The 15479-nt window shown below is 65.7% G+C and carries 13 protein-coding genes; 4 read left to right on the top strand and 9 right to left on the bottom strand.

The window, feature by feature from the left end:
* Positions 1–35: 35 nt before the first annotated feature.
* The 4 genes from recR to ileS form a co-directional block, all read right to left on the bottom strand.
* A complete protein-coding gene (gene recR, locus BM171_RS07515; RefSeq protein ID WP_093010226.1) occupies positions 36–629 on the bottom strand; it encodes a recombination mediator RecR in 594 nt (197 codons plus the stop codon).
* A gap of 19 nt (positions 630–648) precedes the next feature.
* A complete protein-coding gene (locus BM171_RS07510; RefSeq protein WP_093010225.1) occupies positions 649–993 on the bottom strand; it encodes a YbaB/EbfC family nucleoid-associated protein in 345 nt (114 codons plus the stop codon).
* 63 nt (positions 994–1056) lie between these two features.
* Complete coding sequence (locus tag BM171_RS07505) at positions 1057–2835, bottom strand: DNA polymerase III subunit gamma/tau (RefSeq protein WP_281244604.1); 1779 nt, start codon at positions 2833–2835, stop codon at positions 1057–1059.
* A gap of 110 nt (positions 2836–2945) precedes the next feature.
* On the bottom strand, positions 2946–5939 hold the full coding sequence (gene ileS / locus BM171_RS07500) for an isoleucine--tRNA ligase (RefSeq protein WP_093010223.1): 2994 nt from the start codon (positions 5937–5939) through the stop codon (positions 2946–2948).
* Positions 5940–6347: 408 nt separating this feature from the next.
* Between ileS and BM171_RS07495 the strand changes: the two genes are divergently transcribed.
* Positions 6348–6674, top strand: coding sequence for a hypothetical protein (locus tag BM171_RS07495; RefSeq protein WP_093010222.1), 327 nt, complete (start codon positions 6348–6350; stop codon positions 6672–6674).
* 52 nt (positions 6675–6726) lie between these two features.
* On the opposite strand, the gene BM171_RS07490 is transcribed toward BM171_RS07495, so the two are convergent.
* Positions 6727–7746 carry a YcjF family protein gene (locus BM171_RS07490; RefSeq protein ID WP_093010221.1) on the bottom strand — a complete coding sequence of 340 codons (1020 nt, stop codon included), beginning with the start codon at positions 7744–7746 and terminating at the stop codon, positions 6727–6729.
* Positions 7743–9149, bottom strand: a complete 1407-nt coding sequence (locus BM171_RS07485) for a YcjX family GTP-binding protein (protein ID WP_093010220.1) — start codon at positions 9147–9149, stop codon at positions 7743–7745. The genes BM171_RS07490 and BM171_RS07485 overlap by 4 nt, the downstream gene beginning before the upstream one ends.
* Positions 9150–9253: 104 nt before the next feature.
* Between BM171_RS07485 and truA the strand changes: the two genes are divergently transcribed.
* The 3 genes from truA to BM171_RS07470 all read left to right on the top strand — a co-directional run bounded on the left by truA (position 9254) and on the right by BM171_RS07470 (position 12273).
* Positions 9254–10021, top strand: a complete 768-nt coding sequence (gene truA, locus BM171_RS07480; protein ID WP_093010219.1) for a tRNA pseudouridine(38-40) synthase TruA — start codon at positions 9254–9256, stop codon at positions 10019–10021.
* A gap of 63 nt (positions 10022–10084) precedes the next feature.
* Positions 10085–10750 (top strand): SDR family NAD(P)-dependent oxidoreductase, encoded by a 666-nt coding sequence (locus BM171_RS07475; RefSeq protein ID WP_093010218.1) that lies wholly within the window; start codon positions 10085–10087, stop codon positions 10748–10750.
* Positions 10747–12273, top strand: coding sequence for a cryptochrome/photolyase family protein (locus tag BM171_RS07470; protein WP_175497512.1), 1527 nt, complete (start codon positions 10747–10749; stop codon positions 12271–12273). Before BM171_RS07475 ends, BM171_RS07470 begins: the two co-directional genes overlap by 4 nt.
* A gap of 4 nt (positions 12274–12277) precedes the next feature.
* Here BM171_RS07470 and BM171_RS07465 read toward each other — a convergent pair whose 3' ends face one another.
* From BM171_RS07465 to BM171_RS07455, 3 genes are all read right to left on the bottom strand, one after another.
* The gene (locus tag BM171_RS07465; protein WP_093010217.1) at positions 12278–13486 is read right to left on the bottom strand and encodes a bifunctional alpha/beta hydrolase/OsmC family protein; all 1209 of its coding nucleotides are present in this window, start codon (positions 13484–13486) and stop codon (positions 12278–12280) included.
* 79 nt (positions 13487–13565) lie between these two features.
* The gene (locus BM171_RS07460) at positions 13566–13778 is read right to left on the bottom strand and encodes a hypervirulence associated TUDOR domain-containing protein (protein ID WP_093010216.1); all 213 of its coding nucleotides are present in this window, start codon (positions 13776–13778) and stop codon (positions 13566–13568) included.
* Between the two features lie 69 nt (positions 13779–13847).
* Entirely contained in the window at positions 13848–15323 is a 1476-nt protein-coding gene (locus tag BM171_RS07455; protein ID WP_175497511.1) for an MORN repeat-containing protein, read from the bottom strand.
* Positions 15324–15479: the final 156 nt, after the last annotated feature.

The raw sequence follows: 15479 nt of genomic DNA, 5'->3' as shown, positions 1-15479 counted from the left end.
AAGCCTGAACCGCATGCCGGGCGCAAATCGTCTCGCTATAGAGATTTCCGCGCATTCAACGCCGCGGTGATCGTGCCGTCGTCGAGATAGTCGAGCTCCCCGCCGATCGGCACGCCTTGGGCCAGCGAGCTCAGCCGCACCCGACCCTCCAGCTGGTCGGCGATGTAATGCGCTGTCGTCTGCCCGTCGATCGTGGCATTGAGCGCGAGGATCACCTCCTCGATCTCCTCGCCGGCGACGCGGTCGAGAAGCTTGGGGATGTGCAATTCCTCCGGTCCGATCGCGTCGAGCGCCGAAAGCGTGCCGCCGAGGACGTGATAACGCCCCTTGAACACGCCCGACCTCTCCATCGCCCAGAGATCGGCGACATCTTCAACGACGCATAGAAGGCCCGTCGCGCGCGCCTCGTCGCTGCAGATCTCGCAGATGTCCGAGGTGCCGACACTGCCGCAATTGAGGCATTCGCGCGCGGTGCGGGCAACGGTTTCCATCTGCTCGGCGAGCGGCTGCAAGAGAACCGCGCGCTTGCGGATGAGATGCAGCACGGCGCGCCGGGCCGACCGGGGGCCGAGCCCCGGTAGCTTTGCCATCATCTCGATGAGTGCGTCGATCTCGGAGCGACCTGCCACGTCTGTGCGTCCGGCCCGCTCAGAACGGCATGTTCATGTCCTTGGGCAGGCCCATGCTCTCGGCGAGCTTGCCCATCTCTTCCTTCTGACGCTCCTGCGCGCGGCCCTGCGCGTCCTTGATCGCGGCGAGGATCAGGTCTTCAACCACTTCCTTGTCGTCGCCATTGAAGATCGACGGGTCGATGTCGAGCGACTTCAGCTCGCCTTTCGCCGTGCAGGTCGCCTTCACAAGGCCAGCACCCGCTTCGCCCTCGACCATGATCGAGTGCATCTCTTCCTGCAGCTCGGTCATCTTGGTCTGCATTTCCTGGGCCGCCTTCATCATTTTGCCCATGTCGCCCAGGCCGCCTAATCCTTTGAACATCTCGATCTCTCCGGTTCTTTGTCTTGCTGTTGAGTCTGGGGACGGCGGGGGCCGCCCGCAAGGTCAGTCATCCTCGAACGGATCCCATTCGTCCTCGACCTCGGGCAGGGCTTCGGCTTCTGCCGCGACGGCCTCCTCCTCGGGCGTGACGACCTTGAGGATGCGTGCCTTGGGAAAAGCATCTAGAACTGCGCGCACCATCTCATGGGCTTCGGCTTCCTTCTTGAGGGCCAGCTCGGAGGCGTGTTCGGTCTCGTAGATCGTGGGCGCGTCGCACTCGTTGACGATCGTCACTGCCCAGCGATTGCCCGTCCAACGCGTCAGGGCCGCGCCCAGCCGTTGCGCGAGATCCTTGGGCGCATCGTCGGTGGGCGTGAACTCAATCCGCCCCGGACGGTAACTCGCCACGCGCATGTAGCGCCGTGCCTCGACCAGAAGCACCCCGTCACGATTGGCACGGATGAGCTCGATCACGTGATCGAAAGTCGGATAGCGCGCGAGCGCGTCTTCCGCGGCGACGGCTCGCACCGTATTGCCAGACTGCGCCGACGGGCCGGAGGGGCCGCTATGGGTCGGAACAGGAGTATGAGAGACGCCCTGCGCCATGCTGCCTCCCGAGGGTGCAGCGTTGCCTCCACCGCCACCTGGCGGCTGAGGCGGCGGCGTCTCAGACTGCAATTTGCGCACGAGATCCTCTGGCGAGGGCAGTTCAGCCACATGCGTCAAGCGGATCACCGCCATTTCCGCGGCCATCATCGAATTCGGCGCCGAGGAAACCTCCTCGAGCGCCTTCAGCAGCATCTGCCACATCCGCGTGAGCGGCCGCATGCCCAGCGACTGGGCGAGCGCCTGACCGCGTGTGCGCTCATCGGGCGAGATCGTCGGATCTTCCGCCGCCTCGGGCGTGATCTTCACGACGCTGATCCAGTGGGTGATTTCCGCCAGATCCCGCAGGATCGCCATCGGATCGGCGCCGTCGGCATATTGCGCCGAAAGCTCTGACAGCGCGCCGGCCGCATCGCCCCGCATGATCGTCTCGAAAAGGTCGAGAACACGCGCGCGGTCCGCCAGACCCAGCATCGCGCGCACTTCGTCCGCCGTGGTCTCGCCCGCGCCATGACTGATCGCCTGGTCGAGCAGCGATGTTGCGTCCCGCGCCGAGCCTTCGGCGGCCCGCGTGATGAGGGCCAACGCATCCTCTGTGATCTGCGCGCCTTCGGTATCTGCAATCCGGCGCAGAAGGGCGATCATCACCTCGGGCTCGATGCGCCTCAGATCGAAGCGCTGGCAGCGCGAAAGGACCGTGACGGGCACTTTGCGGATCTCGGTCGTCGCGAAGATGAACTTCACATGCGCCGGGGGCTCTTCCAATGTCTTCAGAAGCGCGTTGAACGCGCTCGTCGACAGCATGTGAACTTCGTCGATGATGTAGATCTTGTAGCGCGCCGAGGCCGCCCTGTAATGCACCGAGTCGATGATCTCGCGCACATCCCCGACACCCGTGTTCGAGGCCGCGTCCATCTCGAGGACATCCACATGCCGTCCCTCGGCGATAGCGACGCAATGCTCGCATTGCCCGCATGGCTGCGTTGTCGGACCGCCCGAGCCATCGGGCCCGATGCAGTTCATGCCCTTGGCGATGATCCGAGCCGTCGTGGTTTTCCCGGTGCCGCGGATCCCCGTCATGATGAACGCTTGCGCGATCCGGTCGGCTGCGAAGGCGTTCTTGAGCGTGCGGACCATCGCGTCCTGGCCGACGAGGTCGGCGAAAGTCTCGGGCCGGTATTTCCGGGCGAGAACCTGGTAGGCGGTCGAGGTCTCTGTATCGCTCATGCGGGGAATGCTCGTCGCTCGCGTTGGACTTGTCCAGCAGGTTGGGGCGGCGCGCCCGATAATCTTAAGTAAGATTATCGGCCCTGAGAAAATTCTATTATTTTCTCAGGGCCGGGGCGTCAGCCGAGGGCCGCGTCACACCGTCCGCAGACGCCGGGATGCGTATGGGTGCCGACATCGGGCAGGATCTTCCAGCAGCGCTGGCATTTCTCGCCCTCCGCCTTGGCGAAGACCACCGCGACGCCCTCGATCTCGGGAAGCCGGTACGCCTCAGCAGGCGCGGTATCGCCGGTGATCTCGACATCGGAGGTGATGCAGACATCCTCGAAATGCACGCTTTCGAGCGCGGCGCGCGTCGCCGCGCTGTCCACATGCACGCGCGGTGCGGCTTCGAGCGACGCGCCGATCACCTTCTCCGTGCGCTGTACCTCGAGCGCGGCGGTCACCACGCGGCGCACGCGTCGGATCTCGGCCCATTTCGCGGCGAGGCCGTCATCACGCCAGCTCCCGGGCGTCTCCGGCATGTCCTCGAGATGGACGGAGCTGGTCTCACTCGGGAACCGCTCCAGCCAGACTTCCTCCATCGTGAAGACGAGAACAGGCGCGAGCCACGTCGTCAGGCGATGGAAGAGGATGTCGAGCACCGTCCGCGCGGCGCGGCGGCGTGCCGTATCGCCATCGCAATAAAGCGCGTCCTTGCGGATGTCGAAGTAGAAGGCCGACAGCTCCACGGTCGCGAAGTTGAACAGCGCCTGGAATACGCCCTGGAAGTCGTAGGCGGCATAGCCGGTCCGCACCCGCTCATCGAGTTCCGCAAGGCGATGCAGCACCCAGCGCTCGAGCTCGGGCATGTCCTCGGGCGCGGTGCGGTCGCTTTCCTCGAAATGCGCCAGCGCCCCCAGCATGAAGCGCATCGTGTTGCGCAGACGCCGGTAGCTGTCGGCGACCCCTTTCAGGATCTCTGGCCCGATCCGGAGATCTGCGGTGTAGTCCGACTGGGCAACCCAGAGTCGCAGGATATCCGCGCCGTATTGCTTGGTCACGTCGTCCGGGGCCACGGTGTTGCCGAGCGACTTGGACATCTTGTTGCCCTTCTCGTCGAGGGTGAAGCCGTGGGTCAGAACGCCGCGATAGGGCGCGCGGCCCTGCGTGCCGCAGCTTTGCAGCAGCGAGGAATGGAACCAGCCGCGATGTTGGTCCGTGCCTTCGAGATAAAGATCGGCGATTCCGTCCTCCGAGCCGTCCTCGCGGTCGCGCAGCACGAAGGAATGCGTGCTGCCGGAATCGAACCAGACGTCGAGGATGTCGAAGACCTGGTCCCACTCTTCGTGGTCGTATTCGTTGCCGAGGAAGCGCTCCTTCGCGCCGGGTTTGTACCATGCATCCGCGCCTTCCTCTTCGAACGCGGCGAGGATGCGGGCATTCACATTCTCGTCGCGCAGGAGGAAGTCGGCATCGGTCGGCATTGCGCCCTTGCGGGTAAAGCAGGTCAGCGGCACGCCCCAGGCGCGCTGGCGCGACAGCACCCAGTCGGGCCGCCCTTCGATCATCGTGTAGAGCCGATTGCGCCCGGTGCGCGGCGTCCAGGTCACCTTGTCGATCGAGGTGAGCGCGCGCTCGCGGATCGTGGTGCCGTTCTCGTCCTGACCATCGCCCACCGGCTTGTCGATCGCGGCGAACCATTGTGGCGTGTTGCGGAAGATGACCGGTGCCTTGGAACGCCAGGAATGCGGGTAGGAATGGGTCTGCCGCCCCCGCGCCAGCAATCCGCCCGCTGCAACGAGCGTGTCGATGACGGCCTTGTTGGCCTTCTCCTCCTTGCCCTTGTGGTTGAAGACGCGCAGCCCCGCGAAGATCGGCACATGAGGCAGGAATTCGGATTCCTCTCCGACATTGTGCGTCATCCGGTCGAGCCAGCCGCGCTTCTGGAAGCATTCGTAGTCTTCGGCGCCGTGGCTCGGTGCGGTATGCACGAAACCGGTGCCGGCATCGTCGGTGACATGATCGCCGTCGATCATCGGCACGTCGTAATCCCAGAAGCCGTTCGCGCCCTCGAGATCCCGGAAGGGATGCGCCAGCGTCATCGCGGCGAGCTGATGCTGCGTGACATGCCCGAGACGGCGATACATCGTCTCGTCAAGCCGCGCGCGGCCCATCACGTCCTCGGCGAGAGCATCGGCGAGGATGTAGCGGTCCCCGATCCGGGCCCAGCATTCCTCGGGCCGGCCCGTGACCTCGTAGAGCCCGTAAGAGATCTCGGGGTTGTAGGCGACCGCCTTGTTGGACGGGATCGTCCAGGGCGTCGTCGTCCAGATCACGACCTTCGCGCCTTCGAACTGCGCCGCCGTCGACAGCTTTGCCGCTTCGGCTGCCTCGCGCGATCCGTCGGGCGCTTCCTCGTCGGACCATTCGGCATCGGGCAGGTCGAAGGACACGATCCGGAACGGCACCCAGATCGTGTGGCTCTGGTGATCGTGATACTCGATCTCCGCCTCGGCGAGCGCGGTCTTCTCAACCGGCGACCACATCACGGGCTTCGAGCCCTGGTAGAGCGTCCCGTTCATCAGGAACTTCTGGAACTCCTCCGCGATGATCCGCTCGGCGCGGAAATCCATCGTCAGGTATGGCTTTTCCCAGGTGCCGGTGATGCCCAGCCGCTTGAACTCATCCCGCTGCACATCGATCCAGCCTTCGGCGAACCTGCGGCATTCCTGCCGGAAATCGACGATATCGACCTTGTCCTTGTCGAGACCCTTGGCGCGGTACTGCTCTTCGATCTTCCACTCGATGGGAAGGCCGTGACAGTCCCAGCCGGGGATATAGCGCGCATCATGGCCCATCATCTGCTGCGAGCGCACGACCATGTCCTTGAGGACCTTGTTCAGCGCGTGGCCGATATGCAGGTGCCCGTTGGCGTAGGGCGGGCCGTCATGCAGCGTGAAGGGCTTGCGGCCTTCCGCTTTCTCGCGAAGGCGATCATAGATACCGATTTCCTCCCAGCGCTCGAGCCAGCCGGGCTCGCGCTTGGGAAGCCCTGCGCGCATCGGAAACTCGGTCTGCGGCAGGTTCAGGGTGTCTTTGTAATCGGGCGTGTCGGTGGTGTCGGCGCACATGAGTGGCGTCCTCGGAAAGTTCAGCGAATGGATCAGAAATCAGGGCGGCGCGGCAGGGCAGACGCCTTTGTCCCGGCGGACCGTATCAGCACGGCGCCGGGCACGTAATTCGCAGGATGATCGCAAACTGTCTCATCTTCGCCCGACTTATAGGAGCGCTGCCTGCGATGGTCCAGAGGTAGCGAACGCGGGCAGGGGCGGCGGGAACCTGCCCGGGTGCGACGACCGCCATGGCGAATTGCTGCTCAACGGCAGGTGCCGCGATGCAGCGCGGCGGAAACCGGCGCGGCGGATCCAGCGCAAAAGGCAAGGATCGGCGCATTTTCCGGGCCGCGCGGGGCGCCCTCTACCCGCCGTGGCAGAGCGCTCCAATCTTTGAAGACATACGCTGCAGGAAAGGAGAAACTCATGGCCTATAGCGATCATGGTCCGAACCGGACAAACCCCTACACGGTCAACCCGACCGGCGTGAACAACGATCCTTTCGCGCCGCCGGCAGCGACCGGCAAGAACGCGACCTCGGGGCTTCTCGTGGCGCTGGGGCTCATCGTCGCCCTGGTGGTCGGCCTCAGCTTCGTCGGCGGCGGCGGCGATGGCGAGACGACGCCCGCCCAGGAGCCCGCCGCGACAAGCGCTGTCGAGAGCGCCGGTACCGCCGCGACGGATGGCGCGGCAGGCGAGACGGCACCCGCTGCGGGTGCCGAGACCGCACCGCAAGCTGGCACCGGCCAGTAAATGCTCGACGGAGCCCGGCACCGCTCGGGCTCCGTCTTTGCGCTTCCTCCCCTTAGCGCGGGGATTTGTCGAAAAGGTCCGTAAGGCTGGTCGTGACGATCCGGCGCACGGAGGGTCGGCGATCCGCCGAGAACGGCAGGGGGCGACACACCTCCATCGCGGCGACACCGACGCGTGCGGTCAACGCGCCGTTGACCAGACCCTCGCCAAACCGACGCGACAGCCGTGCGAGAAGCCCGCCGCCGAGGATCGGCTCGATCATGTCGTCCCCGACCGCGACAGCGCCCGTCGCAACCAGGTGCGAGAAGACCGCTCGTGTCAGCCGCCACGCTCCGAGCGTGCCCGAGCGGCCCCCGTAAATCTCTGCGATCTTTCGGATCATCCTCAGATTGGCGCTGAGCGCGGCGAAGACATCCGCGAAGGCCAGCGGAACAAGCGCGGTCACCGCTGCAACCTGCCTCGCGGCGGCCTGCACTTCGGCCGTGGCGCGTTTGTCGAGCGGGGCCAGCAGCTCGCGTTCAGCCAGACCAAGCAGCGCTTCGGCGTCGAAGACGTCTCCCTGCCGCTCTTTGAGCCGATCACGCCCCCAGCGGGTGTCGTCACGGGCCGAGTATAGCGAATCGAGCCGCGTCGCGACATCGCGGGCAGCCTCGAGACTGTTCTCGGCCAGCGCATGATCGGCAGCGCGTTGCAGCCGGTCGAGCCGCGCAAGGCGGGCAAAGGCCGACATCTCCTTGATCGCGATCAGAAGCGTCACGAGAATGAAAAGGCCGAAGAGGGCTGTCACCACCCAGCCAAGGATCGGGTTCGCGGCCAAGAGCGAGGTCGCGAAATTCCAGGCCGCGATGGAGATCACGGTCGCGAGAATCGCGCCCAGGAGCGACCAGAACCACCGTGCGAGCCGCGAGGGTTTGCGCGAGGCGAGCGTCGCGGCCGTCGCCATCGCCCGCCCGTCGGGGCCGGGCTCGGAATGATCGCCAAGATCGGGAACGGGCGGCGCATCGGCCGGGCCGGGCCGCACGTCTTCGGGAGTGTCGAGTTCGATCAGGACGGGGCGCTTCTTGTCGCTCACAGGCGGTCTCCGATCAGGAATTCTGCGGCCCTGTCGAGCCGGATATGCGGCGGCCCGTCTCCGGGGCGCAGTGACAGCGGCGCGGGGGCGAAGGACATGATGCCGTAATCGCCCGCGAGCCACTCCTCGGCATCCCCGCGCAGAAGGCTCTGCGGATCCTCGGGCAGATCGCCGGGCCAGAGCGCGGCCTCGCGGCCCGTCTCCAGAAGGCGTCCGCGCACGCAGGCCAGCTCCTCGCCCTTGACCTCGCGGGTCTCCTCCACGGTGGCGCGGAGGCTTGCGATCGCCATGGCGCGGGTCTTCGCGCCGGCGAATTCCGCCCGGTCCGAGGCCTCGCGCGTCATCGCCTTCATCAGCGCGGTCAGCCGTTCGTGCTGGGTGTGGTGCAGGTGGTCGGCCTTGGTCGCGGCGAAAAGGATGCGCTCCACCCGCTTGCCCATCAGAAGCTGCGACAGGAAGGCGTTCCGGCCCGGACGGAAAGCGCCGAGGATATCGGCCATCGTGCGGCGCAGATCCGACAGCGCATCCGGCCCCTTGTGGATCGCGCCGAGCGCGTCGACCAGGACGACCTGCCTGTCGATCCTGGCGAAATGCTCCCGGAAGAAGGGTTTGACGACGCGCGACTTGTAGGCCTCGTACCGGCGCTCGAATTCTCTCCAGAGCGAGCGGCGCGGTGCGGCGTCCTCGGGCGGCAGCGGCGCGAAGGTCAGGACCGGGGAGCCGGCGAGGTCGCCGGGCAGCAGAAACCGTCCGGGCGTGCAGTCGGAATAGCCTACATCACGCGCGGCCTGCAGATACTCGGTGAAGGTCTGTGCAAGGCTCTGCGCACGCGCCTCATCGAGCTCTTTCGAACTTTCTTCGCCCTTGGCGGCGGTGAGAAACGCGCGCGCCTCGTCTCTTTGCTCGAGCCGGGACAGCGTCTCGCGGGACCATTCCGCATAGCTTTTCTCCAGAAGGCCCAAATCGAGGAGCCATTCGCCGGGATAGTCCACAATGTCGAGATGCACCGTGCGCGGCCCCTGCAGCCCGCCCAGAAAGCCCGTCGGCTTGACCTTGAGCGACAGGCGCAGCTCGGAGACGGCGCGCGTGCTGTCCGGCCAATGTGGCGTCTTGGAAGTGAGGGCCGCCAGATGCGTCTCGTAGTCGAAGCGCGGCAACGTGTCGTCTGGCTGAGGTTGCAGATAGGCCGCCGTGATGCGCCCCTCTGCCGCCGCCGAAAGCTGACCCATCCGCCCCCGCTCCATCAGGTTCGCCACGAGCGAGGTGATGAACACCGTCTTGCCCGAGCGCGCGAGGCCCGTGACCCCCAGCCGGATCGACGGTTCGAAGAACGCGCCCGAGACGGTATCGCCCACCGCCTCGACGCTGCGGGTGAGTCTGTCTGCGATATCGTCGATGAGCACGGGGCCTCCGGGTCTGTCGTCTCGGGCGAAGATAGGGGCTTGCGCGCCTGCGTGCCAGTGGGCGGGTCTTGCCGGGACGTGGCGCTTTGGCTAGGGCGAGCCTCATGCCCAGATACGCGCTCATGGTGGAATATGACGGCGGCCCCTTCGCGGGCTGGCAGCGCCAGGCTGACCAGCCGTCGGTGCAAGGCGCGATCGAGGCGGCGCTGGCGAAACTCGAGCCCGGCCCCCACACGATCGCAGCGGCGGGGCGGACGGATTCGGGCGTGCATGCGCGCGGGCAGGTCGCCCATACCGATCTGGCGAAAGACTGGCAGCCGTTCCGCCTGCAGGAAGCGCTGAACTACCATCTGAAACCCGCCCCGGTGGCGATCCGCAGGGCGGCGCGCGTCGGCGACGAGTTCCACGCGCGGTTCTCGGCAGGTGAACGGCGGTATCTTTACCGGGTGCTCAATCGACGGGCGCGGGCGGTACTGGAAGCTGGCCAGGTCTGGCAGGTGCAAAAGTCGCTCGATCTGAGCGCGATGCGCGAGGGCGCGGCGCTGCTCCTCGGCAAACACGACTTCACCACCTTCCGATCCACGATGTGTCAGGCGAAAAGCCCGGTAAAGACGCTCGATGCGTTCGAGGTCGACGAGATCGAGACCGAGGCCGGGCGCGAAATCCGCTTTCGGCTGCGCGCGCGGTCCTTCCTGCACAACCAGGTGCGCTCCTTCGTGGGTACGCTCGAACGCGTGGGCGCGGGGGCCTGGAGGCCCGAGGATGTGCGCCGCGCGCTCGAGGCGCGGGATCGCGCGGCCTGCGGGCCGGTGGCACCCCCACAGGGGCTGTATCTCATGGGGGTCGGGTACCCCGAGGATCCTTTCGTCTGATCCCGCTCGCGAAGGCCGTGAGCCGCGCTTGAAGCGCCACGGCACGAGGCTAGCTCGCGCTCCATGAAAAACGCATTGGTGATCGGAGCGTCGGGCGGTATCGGCTCGGCGGTGGTAGCGGAGCTCGAAAAACGCGGGCTTCAGGTGACGGGGCTGTCGCGGTCGGAGGACGGGCTCGACGTGACTGACGAGGCGTCGGTCGAGAAACATCTGGGCGGTCTCGAAGGACCGTTCGATCTGGTGTTCTGCGCGACCGGTGCGCTCGAGATCGATGGCGCGACGCCCGAGAAAACGATCCGCGATCTCGATCCCAAGGCGATGATGGATCAATTCCGGCTGAATGCTGTCGGCCCCGCGCTCGTGCTGAAACACGCGATCCGCCTCGTGCCCCGGCGCGAATCGGCGGTGATGGCGGTGCTCTCGGCGCGGGTCGGATCGATCGGCGATAACGGTATCGGCGGCTGGTATTCCTACCGCACCGCGAAGGCGGCCGTAAACCAGCTCGTGCATACAGCCGCCATCGAGTTCGGGCGCTCCTACCGGCATCTGTCCTGCGTGGCGCTGCATCCCGGCACCGTAGAGACGCCTTTCACCGAGAAATACGCGGACAATCATCCGACCGTGACGGCGGAGAAAGCGGCCGAGCGGCTTTGCGATCTTTTCGAGCAGCTGACGCCAGAGCATACGGGCGGTTTTTACGATTACGCCTTCGAGGAGATCGTCTGGTGACCCGGCTCGTTCTGGTATTGGGCGATCAGCTCTCCGAGACATTGTCGGCACTCAAGGAAGCGGATCGCGAGACGGATGTCGTGGTGATGGCCGAGGTCGCCGATGAGGCGACTTACGTGCAGCACCATCCCAAGAAGATCGCGTTCATCTTCGCCGCCATGCGGAAGTTCGCGGCCCGGCTGCAGGAGGATGGCTGGGATGTGCGCTACACGCAGCTCGACGATACCGACAATTCCGGCTCCATTCCCGGCGAACTGACGCGCCGCGCCGAGGAAACCGGCGCCACGGAGGTCATCGCCACGCAGCCCGGCGAGTTCCGCCTGATCGAGGCTCTGGACGAGATGGGCCTCAAGGTTCGGCAACTCGCCGACGACCGCTTCCTCACCGATCTGGGATGGTTCGAGGAGTGGGCCAAGGGGCGCAAGACGCTTCGGATGGAGTATTTCTACCGCGAGATGCGGAAACATCTCGGCATCCTCATGGAGGATGGCGAGCCTGCGGGCGGGCAGTGGAATTTCGACCACGACAACCGCAAGCCTGCGCCCGACGAGGTCGCGTTCGGCGGGCCGATGGAGTTCACGCCCGACGAGACGGTAGAAGAGGTGCTCGACCTCGTCGAACGCCGCTTCGGTAATTCCTTCGGCGACGTGCGCCCGTTCTGGTTCGCGACCGATCAGGGTCAGGCGCGCCGGGCGCTGACGCATTTCGTCAAGCACGCCCTGCCGCGCTTCGGCGATTTCCAGGACGCGATGATGGGGGACAACCGGTTCCTCTATCACTCGGTGATCTCGGGCTACATGAATATCGGCCTCCTCGATCCCCGTGAGGTCTGCGAGGCGGTCGAGGAAGCCTGGCGCGAGGGTCACGCGCCGATCAACGCCGTCGAAGGCTATATCCGTCAGGTCATCGGCTGGCGCGAATACATGCGCGCCATCTATTTCCGCGAAGGGCCGGATTATCCGCGGCGTAACTGGCTCAACCATCAGCGCAAGCTGCCGCCGCTTTATTGGGGGCAGGAGACGAAGATGCGCTGCCTCTCGAAGGCCGTGGAGGAGACCAAGGAAGAGGCCTACGCTCACCATATCCAGCGTCTGATGGTCACGGGCAATTTCGCGCTGCTCTGCGGGATCGACCCGGCCGAGGTCGAGGATTGGTATATGCGCGTCTATTTCGATGCGTTCGAATGGGTCACAGCGCCCAACACGGTCGGTATGAGCCAGTTCGCCGATGGCGGCGTGATCGCCTCGAAACCCTACGTCTCGTCAGGCTCCTATATCGACCGGATGTCGGATTACTGCGGCGACTGTCATTACAGCGTGAAACAGAAGACAGGGGAGGGTGCCTGCCCGTTCAACGTCCTTTACTGGCACTTCATGGATCGCCACCGCGAGCGGTTCGAGAAGAACCCGCGCATGGCTCAGATGTATGGCACATGGGACCGGATGAAGGACGACAAGAAGGCGACGATCCGCGCCGAGGCCGAGGATTTCCTGAAACGCTTATCGGACGGCGAGGTGGTCTGAGCGCTCAGGCGAGCCGGGTTTCGATCCGCGCGCCGTGTTCGAGCGTGCGGTGAACCGGACACTTGTCCGCGATCTCGAGGAGTTTGGCCCGCGCCGCTTCATCGAGCGCGCCTTCGAGCGTCACGACTCGCAAGAACTGGTCGATTTTGCGCGCCTCGCCGGTCGCGGCGTCCTCGGCATGCACCTTGTCGTGGCTCACATCCACCTCGACATGGGCGAGCGGCAGTCCCTTGCGCCGCGCATACATCCGGATCGTCATCGCCGTGCAGGCCCCCAGCGCGGCGGAGAGAAGGTTGTAGGGCGTCAGCCCCAGATCCGTGCCGCCGACCGAGGTCGGCTCATCGGCAAGGATGTGGTGGCTCGCGGTGACGACATCCTGCAGGAATCCGTTGGGATCGTTCTCGGAGACGCGGACGATGCCCTCGGGCGCATGCGGATGTGGTTCGGGCTCTTCAAGATCGAGATAACGCTCCGCCCAAGCCGAGATGATGGCGGCCGCGTATTCGGCATCCGCGATGCGGCTGACGAGGTGATCGGCCTCGTCGAGCGTAACGAAGCTCTTGGGATGTTTCGCCGCGCTGAAGATCTGGGTGGCGTTCTCGATCCCGACCGTCGCATCTCGCGGCGCGTGCAGAACGAGAAGCGCGCGGCGCAAACCCGCGATCGCGGGGCCGAGCTCTGCGGAGCTCACATCGCGGACGAAGTCGCGGCTGATGCGAAAGGGGCGACCGGCAAGAGAGACTTCCGCCACGCCGTCTGCCTCGATCCGGTCCAGCGCATCCGAAAAGTTATGCGTTACATGGCCGGGATCGAACGGCGCGCCGATCGTGGCAATCGCGCGGGCGCTCGGGATTTCGGCGGCCGCTTTGAGGACCGCCGCTCCGCCGAGCGAGTGCCCGATGAGCAGGGACGGGGCAAGACCCTTCGCGGCCAGTGCCTCTGACGCGGCGATGAGGTCAGCGACGTTCGAGGTGAAGGATGTGTTCTCGAACTCGCCGCCGGAATGACCGAGCCCGGTGAAATCGAAACGCAGGACCGCGAAGCCCTCGGCGGTCAGACGTCCCGCGATCCGGCGCGCGGCCGCGATATCCTTCCCGCAGGTGAAGCAATGGGCGAAGAGCGCCGCCGCCCGCGGCTCGCCGCGCGGCAGGTCGAGCCGTCCGGCAAGCGAGTTGCCATGCGCGCCTTCGAAGGTGAGCTTTTCCGTCGGCATGATGGTTCCCTTTCCTCGCGATCGACGAGGACAGGGCTAGCCGCTTGCCGGTCACGGCGCGAGCGGGAATATCCCGCCGTCACGCCTTCCTGATTTCTGTGACGGATTTGAGGACGCGCGTGCCGTCATCCTGCTTGATGAGAAACGCCGGCTCGTCGACGCTGGCATGGCGCGTGATCTCGCTGCCCTTGATCGTGCGCGTCACCTCCTGTGTGAAGCGCTCCACGATCTCGCCCGAGGCGGTGCCTTGGCCCCAATCCCATTCGACGCGGTCTCCGGTGGCGTAGCCCATGACGCTCTCCTCGATGAAATCACATCGGGCGAACTGTCGGGCAGGCTGACCCGTTCCCGGAGGCAGCGATCACTCCGTCGTGTTGTCCTGCGTCTCGTCGCTGGCTTCGGGAGCCGCGGGCGTGTCGGGCGCTTCCTCGGCCGCGCCTTCGGCAAGCGCGCCGTTGACCCAATCGCCGCTGGCTTCCTCGCCGGTGGCATACCGCATCGTTCCCTCGCCCTGGCGTTTGCCCGCCGCGAACGTGCCTTCGTAGACATCGCCGTTGGCATAGGTGGCGACGCCCTGGCCGGAGATCTCTCCGTTCTCCCAGGCACCTTCGTAGATGAAGCCGTCGGGCATCTCCATCCGGCCTTGCCCGTGGCGTTGGCCGTCCTCGAACTCGCCGGTATAGACCGTGCCGTCGGGATAGGTCGCGGTGCCTTCGCCCTCGCGCTCGCCGTCGATCCAGCCGCCTTCGTAGCGATAGCCGTCGGGATAGGTCATCACGCCCTGGCCGTGGTTGCGCGCATTGCGGAAGCCGCCCTCGTAGACGAGACCGTTGGCGTATTCGGCCCGGCCTTCGCCCTCGATGACGCCGCCGACCCAATCGCCCGCATAGGTCGATCCGTCGGGATAGGTGATCGTTCCTTCACCGTCCGCAAGCCCGTCGCTGAAGCTGCCTTCATAGACCGAGCCGTCAGGATACGTGACGCGCCCCTGGCCCTGGATCTCCCCGGCGACCCAATTGCCGGTATAGACATAGCCGTCCTGACCCTCGAACGTGCCTTGCCCTTCGCGCTGGTCGTTCGCGAACTGACCCTCATAGGTATCGCCGTTCTCGTAGGTCACGCGGCCCTGGCCCTCGCGGCGGCCCGCGACGAGCTCGCCTTCGTAGACATCGCCGTTCGGCTGGGTCAGCTTGCCGGTCCCGTCGATCTGGCCGTCATCCCACATACCTTCGTAGATCAGACCGTCGGGCATGGTGAGTTTGCCTTCGCCGTCACGCTTGCCGTCCGCGACGCGGCCCTCGTAGAGCGAGCCGTCGGGATAGGTGATCGTGCCGTTGCCTTCCTTGGTGCCGTTGACCCAGTCGCCCTCGTAGACGTAGCCGCCGGGGGAGGTCATGGTCCCGCGCCCGTGATGGAGCGCGTTGCGGAAGGAGCCTTCGTAGCGCACGCCGTTGGCATAGACCGCAATGCCCTGGCCGGTGATCTTGCCGTCGACCCAGGTGCCCTCGTAGGTGCCGCCATCGGCGAAGATGATCTTGCCGACGCCGTCGGGCTTGCCGGCTTCGAACTCGCCTTCATAGACCGACCCGTTCGGAAAGCGGGCGGTGCCGGTGCCGCGGATCTCGCCTTCGACCCATTGCCCCGAATACTCGTAGCCGTTCGGCAGCGTGTAGGTGCCCTCGCCGTGCTGGAGGCCATCCTGGAAGGTCCCCTCGTAGACGCCGCCATCGTCGTATTGCTTGGTAATGACCTCGCCGTCCTGCGCGGTCGCCATGCCGCCCGAAAGGGCCAGTGCGGCGATCAGGGCCGCGTGCGAGTAGTTCCGAAAGGATGCCATGCTGCTCTTTCCCGCCATGTTGGCCGCGTGTTGCGGGCTTGCCACGAAGGTAGTCAAGGCGGGGGCCGGGCACAACGGGTTTCGGGGGCGGGCGCGGCGACGGGTTCCCCTTGCGCGGGGTTCTGCTATGTCCCCGCCAAAGGCAATTCAGGCGAG

The sequence above is a fragment of the Roseivivax halotolerans genome (genome assembly GCF_900115815.1).
Classification (GTDB): Bacteria; Pseudomonadota; Alphaproteobacteria; order Rhodobacterales; family Rhodobacteraceae; genus Roseivivax; species Roseivivax halotolerans.
This window is presented reverse-complemented; position numbering and strand designations above follow the sequence as displayed.

Coding starts and splice junctions, on each gene's coding strand:
- BM171_RS07510 (WP_093010225.1), bottom strand. CDS start 993: ATGTTCAAAGGATTAGGCGGCCTGGGCGACATGGGCAAAATGATGAAG.
- ileS (WP_093010223.1), bottom strand. CDS start 5,939: ATGTGCGCCGACACCACCGACACGCCCGATTACAAAGACACCCTGAAC.
- BM171_RS07495 (WP_093010222.1), top strand. CDS start 6,348: ATGGCCTATAGCGATCATGGTCCGAACCGGACAAACCCCTACACGGTC.
- truA (WP_093010219.1), top strand. CDS start 9,254: ATGCCCAGATACGCGCTCATGGTGGAATATGACGGCGGCCCCTTCGCG.
- BM171_RS07475 (WP_093010218.1), top strand. CDS start 10,085: ATGAAAAACGCATTGGTGATCGGAGCGTCGGGCGGTATCGGCTCGGCG.
- BM171_RS07465 (WP_093010217.1), bottom strand. CDS start 13,486: ATGCCGACGGAAAAGCTCACCTTCGAAGGCGCGCATGGCAACTCGCTT.
- BM171_RS07460 (WP_093010216.1), bottom strand. CDS start 13,778: ATGGGCTACGCCACCGGAGACCGCGTCGAATGGGATTGGGGCCAAGGC.
- BM171_RS07455 (WP_175497511.1), bottom strand. CDS start 15,323: ATGGCATCCTTTCGGAACTACTCGCACGCGGCCCTGATCGCCGCACTG.